Origin of the sequence: Blautia sp. OF03-15BH (assembly GCF_003463065.1) — a bacterium.
Classification (GTDB): Bacteria; Bacillota; Clostridia; order Lachnospirales; family Lachnospiraceae; genus Limivivens.
Map to the genome: position 1 here is coordinate 176310 of NZ_QSCM01000006.1, position 11845 is coordinate 188154.

The 11845-nt window shown below is 47.3% G+C and carries 10 protein-coding genes; 7 read left to right on the top strand and 3 right to left on the bottom strand.

Going from position 1 to position 11845, the window contains the following annotated elements:
• Nucleotides 1-110: 110 nt before the first annotated feature.
• Both DXA57_RS08850 and DXA57_RS08855 read right to left on the bottom strand, forming a co-directional pair.
• The gene (locus tag DXA57_RS08850; RefSeq protein ID WP_117766694.1) at nt 111-653 is read right to left on the bottom strand and encodes an NADH peroxidase; all 543 of its coding nucleotides are present in this window, start codon (nt 651-653) and stop codon (nt 111-113) included.
• A gap of 193 nt (nt 654-846) precedes the next feature.
• Nucleotides 847-1236, bottom strand: a complete 390-nt coding sequence (locus tag DXA57_RS08855) for a Fur family transcriptional regulator (protein ID WP_117766696.1) — start codon at nt 1234-1236, stop codon at nt 847-849.
• Nucleotides 1237-1478: 242 nt separating this feature from the next.
• Between DXA57_RS08855 and DXA57_RS08860 the strand changes: the two genes are divergently transcribed.
• Nucleotides 1479-1706, top strand: coding sequence for an NAD(P)/FAD-dependent oxidoreductase (locus tag DXA57_RS08860; protein WP_117766698.1), 228 nt, complete (start codon nt 1479-1481; stop codon nt 1704-1706).
• A gap of 153 nt (nt 1707-1859) precedes the next feature.
• Nucleotides 1860-3626 (top strand): C40 family peptidase, encoded by a 1767-nt coding sequence (locus DXA57_RS08865; protein WP_117766700.1) that lies wholly within the window; start codon nt 1860-1862, stop codon nt 3624-3626.
• A 62-nt stretch (nt 3627-3688) separates the two neighbouring features.
• Here DXA57_RS08865 and DXA57_RS08870 read toward each other — a convergent pair whose 3' ends face one another.
• Nucleotides 3689-4366, bottom strand: coding sequence for an RluA family pseudouridine synthase (locus DXA57_RS08870; RefSeq protein WP_117766702.1), 678 nt, complete (start codon nt 4364-4366; stop codon nt 3689-3691).
• A gap of 278 nt (nt 4367-4644) precedes the next feature.
• Here DXA57_RS08870 and DXA57_RS08875 point away from each other — a divergent pair, with 278 nt between their 5' ends.
• From DXA57_RS08875 to DXA57_RS08895, 5 genes are all read left to right on the top strand, one after another.
• A complete protein-coding gene (locus DXA57_RS08875) occupies nt 4645-6252 on the top strand; it encodes a response regulator (RefSeq protein WP_158571274.1) in 1608 nt (535 codons plus the stop codon).
• Nucleotides 6252-8054 (top strand): cache domain-containing protein, encoded by a 1803-nt coding sequence (locus DXA57_RS08880; protein WP_117766706.1) that lies wholly within the window; start codon nt 6252-6254, stop codon nt 8052-8054. Before DXA57_RS08875 ends, DXA57_RS08880 begins: the two co-directional genes overlap by 1 nt.
• On the top strand, nt 8051-9031 hold the full coding sequence (locus DXA57_RS08885; RefSeq protein ID WP_117766708.1) for a substrate-binding domain-containing protein: 981 nt from the start codon (nt 8051-8053) through the stop codon (nt 9029-9031). The genes DXA57_RS08880 and DXA57_RS08885 overlap by 4 nt, the downstream gene beginning before the upstream one ends.
• Nucleotides 9032-9331: 300 nt before the next feature.
• Nucleotides 9332-10312 carry an ABC transporter permease gene (locus tag DXA57_RS08890; RefSeq protein WP_117766710.1) on the top strand — a complete coding sequence of 327 codons (981 nt, stop codon included), beginning with the start codon at nt 9332-9334 and terminating at the stop codon, nt 10310-10312.
• A 36-nt stretch (nt 10313-10348) separates the two neighbouring features.
• A complete protein-coding gene (locus DXA57_RS08895; RefSeq protein ID WP_117766712.1) occupies nt 10349-11842 on the top strand; it encodes a sugar ABC transporter ATP-binding protein in 1494 nt (497 codons plus the stop codon).
• Nucleotides 11843-11845: the final 3 nt, after the last annotated feature.

Sequence of the window (11845 nt, forward strand, 5' to 3'; positions counted from 1 at the left end):
ACACGCAAGGGACACAGGAAATATAAAAAATCAGCAGAAACAGTAAAAAAGAGAGAACAGATTTCTCTATCCTCTCTTTGTAAAAATCCTTATTTTATGCGGCTTTTGGATTAGCCGAAATATCTCTTAAGAAGACCAGCGAATGCTTTTCCGTGTCTAGCCTCGTCTCTTGCCATCTCATGCACGGTGTCATGGATCGCATCCAGGTTAGCTGCTTTTGCACGTTTTGCCAGATCGGTTTTACCAGCGGTAGCACCGTTCTCAGCCTCTACACGCATCTGAAGGTTTTTCTTGGTGCTGTCGGTTACGACTTCGCCCAGGAGCTCTGCGAATTTAGCAGCGTGCTCAGCCTCTTCGTAAGCGGCTTTCTCATAGTACATGCCAACTTCCGGATAACCTTCTCTGTGAGCAACTCTTGCCATAGCCAGGTACATACCAACCTCAGAGCACTCGCCCTGGAAGTTAGCACGAAGATCCTCGATGATATCTTCCGGAACACCTTTGGCAACGCCAACTACATGCTCAGCAGCCCAGCTCATGGTCTCGTCCTGTTTGATGAACTTCTCAGCCGGTGCTTTACATACCGGACAGACAGCCGGAGCGGCCTCACCTTCATAAACATATCCACATACACTACATACCCATTTAGCCATAATTGTAATCTCCTTTTCTTTTATATGATATTTTTCAGATTCAGATATTCTCGGTGCCTGAAAGCCCTGTGCTGTCAGGCTCGTTTTGTAATCAAATCAGTAATGATTACTGATATTAAAATAGCACAATTTTTTTGGTTCGTCAATAGTTTTTTGAAAAAAGTTGAGAATCTTTTTCTGTTGTAAAGACGCATCAGCTCTTCTCAATGCAGTCTCCGCAGATTCCGTAGAAATGTGTCACATAGTTCTGGATCTGACCGGTACAGCATTTCTGAGCCTTTTCCATAATTTCATCGATATTCGGCATATCCAGATCCATGACACGGTGACATCTGGTACAGATGAAATGGTGATGCCGGTTGGTATTGCCGTCAAAACGGTCAGCCCCTCCGTCTGTGGTGATCTTCATGATCTCACCAAGGTCTGACAGAAGAGACAGATTTCGGTAGACCGTTCCCAGACTGATGTTTGGAAATTCCTGCCGGATATTCATATAGATGGTATCGGCAGTGGGATGATCTGTCCGGGTTGCCAGAAAGGCTTTGATGGATTCTCTTTGTTTGCTTCTTTTCAGGTTTGCCATATATTTTCTCCTTCCGTAAAATTACCTTCCCAACGCAGAGGCTTTTATAATATAGAAGAAAACGGTTTGTTTCTGGAGGGAGGTTCTATATATAAGAACAGTAATGATTACTAATATAAATATAATATATCGGATCTTATCGTTTGTCAACTGATTTATGATTCACAAAATTTTTACTGCAGATAAGCATTCCCCCGCTTCAAGTGCGCGGAGTACTAAGCGGCGGGTGAGGGGGGACGGACATGGAAGTGATCCGGGATTTCGAGGTGACCGGGATCCTTGGAGAAGATCAGGTGGAAACGGACGGATTCGGATATGTTAAGGCAGGGGAAGATTGTGTAACAAATCTGCCGGGTGTTTTTGCGGCAGGTGATCTCCGGACCAAACCTGTGAAACAGATTGTAACTGCTGTGGCAGACGGGGCGGATGCCATAAATTCCGCGCAGGATTATCTTACGGAAAATGCATAAGAAATGAAAAAGATATGAATTGCTGTTGACAAACAAGGCTGAATTTGTTATGATACCCCTAGTAAAATTAACAATTATGTAACAAATCAGTTAAAAACCGGAAATCTTTTTGGGAAAGTCCGGTGGAGACTGATACGGAGGGTGATATCTATAATGAAAAGAAGCGTGTTAATGAAACTGACGGCCTGCTGTATGACCGGCGCAATGGTTCTTGGAAGTACTGGGGTGGTGACTATGGCTTCCGGACTGGATTCTGCACTGGCCGGTATGGGAGCAGAGATTACAGAGAGTCAGCAGACGAAAGAAGTTGTAAAGGTGGCACCAAGCGGTTATGATACCGTGGCCATCGCACAGGTAGATGAGTATGTAAATATCCGTGACGCAGCCAGCACAGAGAGCGGCAATGTTGTCGGAAAACTTTATAATAACTGTAAGGCAGAGATCCTTGGTAAGACCGATGATGGCTGGTACCTTATCAAATCCGGAGACGTGACCGGATATGTGAGCTCTGATTATTTTGTGACAGGAAGTCAGGCTGAGGAGCTGGCAAAGGAAGTCGGTACCGATATGGCTACTGTAAAGGAGGGAACCCAGACTCTGATGGTTCGTTCTTCTGCAGACAGCAATTCCGAGGCGATCTCCATGGTCGGTGATTCTGAGAAGCTGAGAGTCCTGGAGGATAACGGTGACTGGGTAAAGGTTGCAGTAGATGATGATGTGGAAGGTTATGTTTCCAAAGAATATGTAGACTGCGATACCGAGTTTGTGGAAGCAGAGTCTGTAGAGCAGGCAGAGGCCAGAAAAGCAGCTGTTCAGGCAGCTCTTGATAAAGCAACCCAGATGCAGGAAGCAGCTTATGCGGCAATGAATGCAGCCGATGGAAATGAAGCAGCTTATGCTGCAGATCAGGCAAATGCAGCACTGGCAGAGGCCAAGATGCTTGCCGGTGAGCAGGAATATGATTACGAATTACAGGATCTGACAGACCAGATCGCATATGTGGCACAGGATACTTCTGTAGCATCTGTATGGGCACAGGAAGCCCAGGCAGAGGAAGAACGTATCGCAGCCGAAGAAGCAGCGCGTGCAGCAGCAGAGGCGCAGGCGGCAGCGGAAGCGCAGGCAGCGGCAGATGCACAGGCAGCAGCAGAGGCAGCAGCAGCTTCTCAGGCAAGTGCAGCCAGCCAGGAGCAGGATGCACAGCAGAAGGAGCAGGAAGCAGCTGACGCATGGCAGGCAGCAGTAGATGCACAGAATCAGGCAGATCAGAACTGGACAGAGGAGGCCCAGGCAGAGGCTGATGCGGCAGCAGCGGCAGCCATGGAAGCAGCGGCAGCAGCAGAAGCAGCACGCCAGCAGGCAGAGGCGGAAGCGGCAGCAGCGGCAGAGGCAGAGGCAGCAGCGAAAGCAGAGCAGGAAGCCCAGCAGAATCAGCAGGATAATAACTATGATGACGGTTCCAACAACAGCAGTTCCAGTGACAGCAGCTCCAGTGACAGCAGTTCTTCCGACAGCAGTTCTTCTTCCGACAGCAGCAGTTCCGGAAGCAGCTCCAGTTCTTCCAGCATCCGTCAGAGCGTTGTAAGCTATGCACTTCAGTTTGTAGGAAATCCGTATGTATACGGCGGCACCAGCCTGACCAATGGAGCAGACTGTTCCGGTTTTGTATTATCTGTAATGGCAAACTTTGGCGTAAGCCTTCCCCGTACCGCAGCATCTCAGTCTACGGTAGGTACTCCGGTAAGTCTGGATTCCATCCAGCCCGGTGACCTTCTCTTCTATCAGGGAAGCGGCGGAATCGGTCATGTAACCATGTATATCGGTAACGGTCAGGTGGTACATGCCAGCAATCCGAGCACAGGAATCACGGTATCCAGTATCAATTACCGGACACCCTGCTGTGCAAGAAGTTTCTTCTAAATATATAAGCACCCCCCAGAAGCCCATTTCCTTATCACCCGGAAATGGGCTTCTTTTATGCGTTAAAACCTCCGAAAGATCTCTCCGGCGGGCTGGCAGGAGAAGGTCATACTTTTTCTGGTGGAAGGATGGCGGAAGGTGAGCTCAAAGGCGCAGAGAGCCAGAGTAGGACCGGCAGAGACCGGATTGTACTTTCGGTCTCCATAGAGAGGAAGTCCGGCAGAGGCCATCTGTACCCGGATCTGGTGGTGGCGTCCGGTGAAAAGATGAATCCGGACGAGAGAAAGTACGGGCTGCCCAGGATCCGGAGTTTCCAGTATTTTCAGGCATTCATAGGAAAGCCGGGCTTCTTTCGCTCCTTTGGTTCCTTTTGGCACCTTTCGGGAAGTATTTGTCCGGCCGTCCTTCAGAAGAAAATCCGTGAGTGTTTCGGCTTCTTTTGCTTTTCCTTCCACAACGGCCAGGTAAGTTTTTTTCATTTCATTCTGAGCGATTTCTTTACTCAGAGAAGCGGCCGCCTTCGGGTTCTTGGCGAAAACCATGACACCCTGTACGGGCTGGTCCAGCCGGTGGATCATACCGAGATAGGGGATGCCGTCCTGAGGGTTTTTTACTGTTTCCGCCAGATGGTTCCTTAAAAGGCTGACCATGTCTTTGCTGCCGATCCGGCTGGTCTCCACCGGGATCCCGGCAGGTTTTTCTACTACAAGAATGTCTTTATCTTCATATAACAGATTCATCTCTGATCCTCCTATCGTTTCGTAAGATCGGGAAAGCCCGGATCCGTATTCCATCGTACCATGCCAGGCGAAAAATGTAAATCTGCAGGAATGGCATCCTTTGACATCCTGTCATTGTAATTTGCCTCGTTATACGATACAATGATGCCAGAGCTACTTCGCAGCGGAGCAATTCGCAGGTATCAGTTGGGGTAAAAAACTGCACGGCTTCCGTACAGAAGTGCAATGCGAACAAACACACATGATTGGGGAACTGCAAAAACAAGGGAGGGTTATTTTTGTATAAGGTATTGCTGGTGGATGATGAGGCGCTGATCCGTGAAGCGATCAGTGAGAACACCCGCTGGAAGGAACTGGGCTATGAGCTTATGGGAACCTGCAAAAACGGCAGGGAAGCAATGGAACGGCTGGATCAGGAGGAAGCAGATCTGGTTCTTACGGATATCTGCATGCCTTACATGGACGGTATGGAACTGACCCGCTATCTTTATGAGCATCACAGAGGGGTCAAGGTCATTATCATCAGCGGTTACGATGACTTTGAGTATGCCAAGACCGCAGTAAAGTATCAGGTGATGGACTATATCCTGAAGCCCATTACGGCCAAAGAACTGGCTCAGACACTGACACGGGTAAAGGAAAAGCTGGATGAAGAACGTTTTCAGAAATCGGATATGAAAAGGATACGCGGGGCTTATATGAGTAATCTTCCGATCCTCAGGGGACGTTTTCTGAACAGCCTTCTGATGGGAAATGTAGGAGAGCAGGAAATACAGGAAAAACTCAACGATTATCAGATCAAACTGGATGGAAAATACTTTATGACTGCTTTGGTGACAGGTGATGATCTGATGCCTTTTCTGAAACAGTCGGATGAGTACAAAAGCGATCTGGCCTGCTTTGCCATTTATAATATTTCTGCAGAGATCATGGATTTTTACCAGGCGGGAGTGAGCTTTCAGGATGTGGATGAACGCACGGTATTGATTTTTTCAGGAGATGAGGAAATCGAAGGGCTGGCTTTGAGGGTGACGGAGGAGATTCACGACAACATCTTCCGTTTCCTGAAGATCCACTGCACGATCGGTCTGGGAGGCAGAACGGGAAGGCTGCAGGAGCTGCAAAAATCATTTCAGGAAGCACGGCGTACACTGGAATATAAATTTGTCCTGGGTGGAGATCAGGTGATCTATGCGCGCGAACTTCCGGAAAATCAGGATCTGGTCAGCGGTGAGCTTCCGAAATATGTAAGCCGGATCTGTCTGGCGATCCGAAGTGGAAAAAAAGAGGATGTCAGCGAAGAGATCAGAGCCTTTACCTCTGCACTGAGAAAATCCTGCCTGACCAGAAACAGGAGTATCTTTCATGTACAGAATCTGATCCTTTCTGTTATGAATGAACTGGATCTGGCTGCATTGAATGACGAAGAGATCTTAAAAGAAGAAAGAGAATTGATGAATACGGTCTATGCACGCAATCATCTTTCGGAAGTAGAGGAAGTACTGATCGCTTTCTGTTCCTGTCTGGCAGAGAATTTCCGGGATGAGAAGGACAGCTACTGTAAACGGCAGGCACTCCGGGCATTGTATTATATTGAGGAGCATTATAAAGATACAGATGTGACCCTGAATTCTGTCTGCTCCCATCTGGCCATGAGCACCAGCTATTTCAGTTCGATCTTTAAAAATTATACGGGTGAAACCTTTATTGAAGCCCTGACCAGAAAACGGGTGGAAAAAGCGAAATTTCTTCTGGAAAACACATCCAGAAAGAATTATGAGATCGCCTGCGATGTGGGCTACAGCGATCCCCATTATTTTTCAAATATCTTTAAAAAGGCTACGGGTATGACGCCGACAGAGTATGCCAGAAAGGTGCGGAAGTAATGGGCGGGGAAAGAAAGTCTCCCTTACGGATCCTTTCCAGATTCCGAACCATACGGGGGGCGATGATCTTTTCTTATATGGCGATCACGTTGGTGGCACTTCTGATCTTTCTGCTGTTTTCTCTGAATTATACGGAGCGGACGATCCTGGAAAATTCAGAGTCCTATACGATCCAGCTGGTGGAGCAGGTGAACGGAGATATCGATTCCTACATCAGCTATATGGAAAATATCATGGACATTGTTACGAACAATCCGGAACTCTCCGATTATCTTTTTGACCGGATGGAGCATATCATGATGCGGGAACGGATTCAGGAGCAGTTTGTCACGCTGATGGATGCCCGGTCTGATATCTGCAACATTGCTGTTTTTGCAAAAAACGGGCGGACCCTCATCAATAGAGGAACGGATACACGCAATCCGTACGTGGATCTTGCCAGTATGCCCTGGTATCAGGATACGATGGAGGCGGAAGGAAAAGCGGTGATCTCCGCTTCGCATGTCCAGAATGCTATTGAGGGAAAATATCAGTGGGTGATCACTTTGAGTAAAGGGCTGCTCAATCCGGAAACGCATGAGGTAGATGGGATCTTTTTTGTAGACATGAACTACAGTTCCATTCAGGAGCTTTGTACCAATGTGAATCTGGGGAGCAAAAGCTACCTGTTTATCGTGGGCAAAAAAGGAAAGATTATTTATCATCCAAAGCAGCAGCTGCTGTACAGCGGCATGAAAACGGAGCTCATCGATGAGGTGCTGGAAAACGGGACGGGGAACTTCCTGACCTCACAAAACGGGCGGCGTCAGCTGTATTCCGTATTTAAATCGGATAAGACAGGCTGGTCTGTAGTCGGTGTTTCCGATGTCTTGGAGTTTATGAAGAATCGCTCCGAGATCCAGTTTTTCTATCTGCTGATCGCACTTTGCCTTGGCGTCCTTTCTCTGCTTCTGGCGTTGTGGCTTTCCGGTGAGATCACAAAACCGGTCAAGGAACTGGAACAGTCTATGAAAAATGTGCAGAAGGGAGAGTTTGACAAGGCTCTGATAAGTCCTGAGGGCTGCAATGAGATCACAAGTCTGACCCATTCCTTCAATATTATGACAGAGAAGATCCAGAACCTGATGGCGGAAAATGTCCGTGAACAGAAGCAGAAGAGAAAAAGTGAACTTCAGGCGCTTCAGGCACAGATCAATCCGCATTTCCTTTATAATACGCTGGATTCCATCATCTGGATGGCAGAGAGTGGAAAAAATGAAGAAGTGGTGCAGATGACTTCGGCACTGGCAAAGCTTCTACGCCAGAGCATCAGCAATGAGGATGAGATCGTCACAGTAGAGCGGGAGATCGAGTATACCCGCAATTATCTGGCGATCCAGAAGCTCCGCTACCGGGATCAGCTGGAATATATCATTGATATAGATGAAGAAGTCCTTCACCGGAAGATCGTCAAACTGGTGATCCAGCCACTGGTGGAAAATGCCATTTATCATGGCATCAAATATCTGGACGGGAAGGGGATGATCCTTATCCTGGGAGAGATCCGGGACGGAAAGGTGGTCATCACCATACGGGATAACGGCGTGGGTATGGATGAAGAGACGTTGAAGCATATCCTGGAAAAGAAACCGGAACCAAAGGAGAAACAGAGGAAAAAAACAAGTCATGTGGGAGTCTATAATGTGCAGAACCGTCTGCAGCTTTATTATGGAAAGGAATACGGGCTGGTCTATGAGAGTATGCCGGGCATGGGAACCGGAGTTTCCGTGATCATTCCCGCAGAGGAAGGGGAAGAGTCATGAAAAATAACGGAAAATATATAGTTGGACTCATCATCCTGATCCTTGTCCTTGTTTTGGGAGCAGGGATCATAATCGTAAACCGTTCCAGCACAGCCAGACGTATCCAGGTAGTCTATATACCCAAAGCACGGGATGATGCCAATGATTTCTGGACTTCCCTTTTAAAAGGAGCCCAGATGGCCGCAAACGAGTATGATGTGGATCTGACGATCCTGGCGCCGGATTCCGAGCAGGATTTTGAAGCTCAGGTGCGCTACATTGATGAAGCCATCGCCATGAATCCGAATGCGATCCTCCTTTCGCCTTCCAGTAAAAGTGAGATCACGGAGGCGGCGAACCGCATCGTTGTCGCGGGGATCCGGCTGGTGCTCATTGATTCTGAACTGGATCAGAACCTTCAGTCGATCGTGGTAGAGACGGATAATGTGGCTGCCGGAAGGAAAATGGGGGAATTCATCCTGGCACATCTTCCGGAAAATCCGGTGATCGGCGTGGTATCCCATGTAAAAAGTTCTTCTACTGCGCTGGAGCGTTACCAGGGCCTCTGTGAAGGACTGGGGGATGAGAAAGAACATATCGTGGGAACCGTTTACTGCGATTCCAATTATGAAAAAGCATACAACCGGACAAAAACACTTCTGGAAGAGCATCCGGACATCAACATCCTTGTGGGTCTCAATGAATATAGTGCCATAGGAGCCGGAAAAGCGGTCCGGGATCTGGGACTTTCCGATTCGATCCTCATGGTTGGCTTTGACAGTTCCATTGAAGAAGTCCAGATGCTGGAAGAAGGGGTGTTCAATGCCATTGTAGTTCAGAAGCCCTTTAACATGGGATACCTTGGTGTGGAAAATACGGTGCTTCTCCTTCGGGGGGAGATCCTTCCGGAAATGGTGGATTCCGGATCGGAGCTTATCACAAAAGAAAATATGTACACGGATGAAAACCAGAAATTCCTCTTTCCGTTCCTGGATTAAGAGGTGAGAAAGCCCTGCGAAAGCGGGGCTTTTTTGTGCAAATTTTTTATTTAATGTGTAAAAAATCCCATGAAAAGTAAAATATTCCCCTTTCATCAGAAGATATCCCATTCTCTTTCTCTCAGAATCACCATATAATAGTGCTATAGTCACAAGGAAATGGTCAACCTGCCTAAAAATGTATTGGGGGCTTTTCGGGGGCGAAAAGGAATGTACGGAAATAGGCAGGGTGATCTTTTCACGAAGAAACGGAGGGTGTCATTATGTATACGGCAACACTTGGAGAATGGAGGAAGAGAAATGGAAAATTTTAAAAACAGTCCGCTTGTAAAAAAACTGGGCTTCAACCGAATCATCCTTTGCGGTGTTCTGGTTCTGATGTATCTGCTGTTCAGTATCATCGAGCCGAGTTTTGTCAGCTACTCACGTATCATCAGTGCATTGAACTATGCATACTTCCTGGGCTTTCTGGCTCTGGGCGTTACTTTTGTTATTGCAACAGGTGAGATTGATTTCTCTATCGGACCTGTCATGTTCTGTGCAGCTCTGATCGGTGGAAAGCTTTTTGTTGATGGTGTTCCTATGGGAGCCTGCCTGATCATCACCATTCTGGTGGGTCTTGTATTTGGACTTTTCAGTGGTTTTCTGGTGGCTTATATGGGACTGCCTTCCTTTATTTCCTCCATGGCTGTGATGATGCTTTCCAAAGGTATTGGTTCTGTATTTACAAAAACACAGGCTATGAGCTGGCCTCAGTCCAGTGCAGAAGGCGGCTGGTATAAGAGCCTCATCAAAATGAATGTGGGTGGAACCGATATCCCCACAGGTCTTATTATTCTCCTGCTTGTAGCAGTTGTCTGTGGTATCATCCTCAACAACACAAAAGCAGGACGTTACATCCTCTGTCTTGGAAGCAACCAGGAAGCAGTAAGACTTTCTGGTGTTGATGTAAAGAAATGGAAAATGCTGGCTTTTGTGATCTGTGGTACGCTGGCCGGTTTCGCAGCCATCGCCTACGTGGGATCCTACACCATTGTTTCCCCGGGTCTTGGAGATACCTTTAACAATGATGCCATCGCAAGCTGTGTTATGGGCGGAACGTCCATGTCCGGAGGCATTGCATCCATCGGCGGAAGTATCATCGGTGTTATGATCATTTCCCTCCTTCAGGAAGGAATCCTGGCTATGGGCTTCCAGAAGGATTACCAGTACGTAATCACAGGTATCATCGTTCTGGTGGCAGTATTTGCCGATGTACGAAGCAGAAGAAAGAAAAACTGATGTTATTGATAGAACAGAAAGGTAGAAGGTGAAGACATGGGCGAAGTTATTTTGACTATGAAAGGGATCGACAAATCCTTCCCGGGTGTACATGCCCTTGATCATGTAGATCTTGAAATCAGAAAAGGTGAAGTGCTCGCCCTCATGGGAGAAAACGGAGCCGGAAAATCCACTCTTATGAAGGTGCTGACCGGTATTTATAAGAAAGACTCCGGAACCATCACCTACGAGGGAAAAGAAATTGAATTCGCAAATCCCCGTGATGCACAGGCAGCAGGTGTTGTGATCGTGCATCAGGAGTTAAATATGATGAACCACCTGACTGTGGCTCAGAACATTTTCATCGGTCGTGAGATCATGAATGGAAAACTCATCAACGATGATAAGATGAACAAGGAAGCTGCAAAGCTCTTTGACCGTTTGAACATTAAAATCGATCCTACAGAAAAAATGGGAAATCTGACCGTAGGCCGTCAGCAGATGTGTGAGATCGCAAAAGCCATCTCCCATGATGCAAAGGTAATTATTTTCGACGAGCCGTCAGCAGCCCTGACAGAGTCAGAGATCGAAGAGCTCTTTAAGATCATCCGTGATCTTCGTGATAAGGGCATGGGAATTGTTTATATCTCTCACCGTATGGATGAGATCAAGGTGATCACAGACCGTGTTACCGTTATGCGTGACGGTTCTTATGTAGGAACTCTGATCACAAAAGAGTCTACCAAAGACGATATCATCAACATGATGGTAGGTCGTGTTATTTATGAGGATCCGAAGACAGAAAGCAATGTTCCGAAGAATGCACCGGTAGTCCTGAAGGTTGAAAATCTTAACGCAGGAAAAATGGTAAAGAACGTAAGCTTTGAGCTTCACAAAGGCGAGATCCTTGGTTTCTCCGGACTGATGGGTGCAGGACGTACCGAGACTGCCAGAGCCCTGTTCGGAGCAGACCCGAAAGAGAGCGGAAAGATCTACATAAACGGTCAGGAAGTGGATATCAAGAACCCCATGGATGCAGTAAAACATGGTATCGGTTATCTCTCTGAGGACCGGAAGCGTTATGGTATCGTTGTAGGAAAGAGCGTGGCAGAGAACTCCACCATGGCTACCATGGATGAGTTCACAAACGGACCGTTCATCAATAAGAAAAAAGAGAATGACATTGCTCAGAAATATGTGGAATCTCTGAAAACCAAGACTCCGTCAGTGGATCAGCTGGTGGTGAACCTTTCCGGAGGAAACCAGCAGAAAGTGGTTATCGCCAAATGGCTGGTAAGAAACTGTGATATCCTGATCTTTGATGAGCCGACCCGTGGTATCGATGTAGGAGCAAAGAGTGAAATTTATCATCTGATGAATGAACTGGTGGCAGCCGGAAAATCAATCATCATGATTTCCTCTGAGATGACCGAGATTTTAAGAATGAGTGACCGTATCATGGTTATGTGTGAAGGCCGGGTAACCGGAGAGATCGGAATTGAGGAAGCAACTCAGGAACGTATCATGCATGCGGCAACGCTTCGGAAGTAGGAG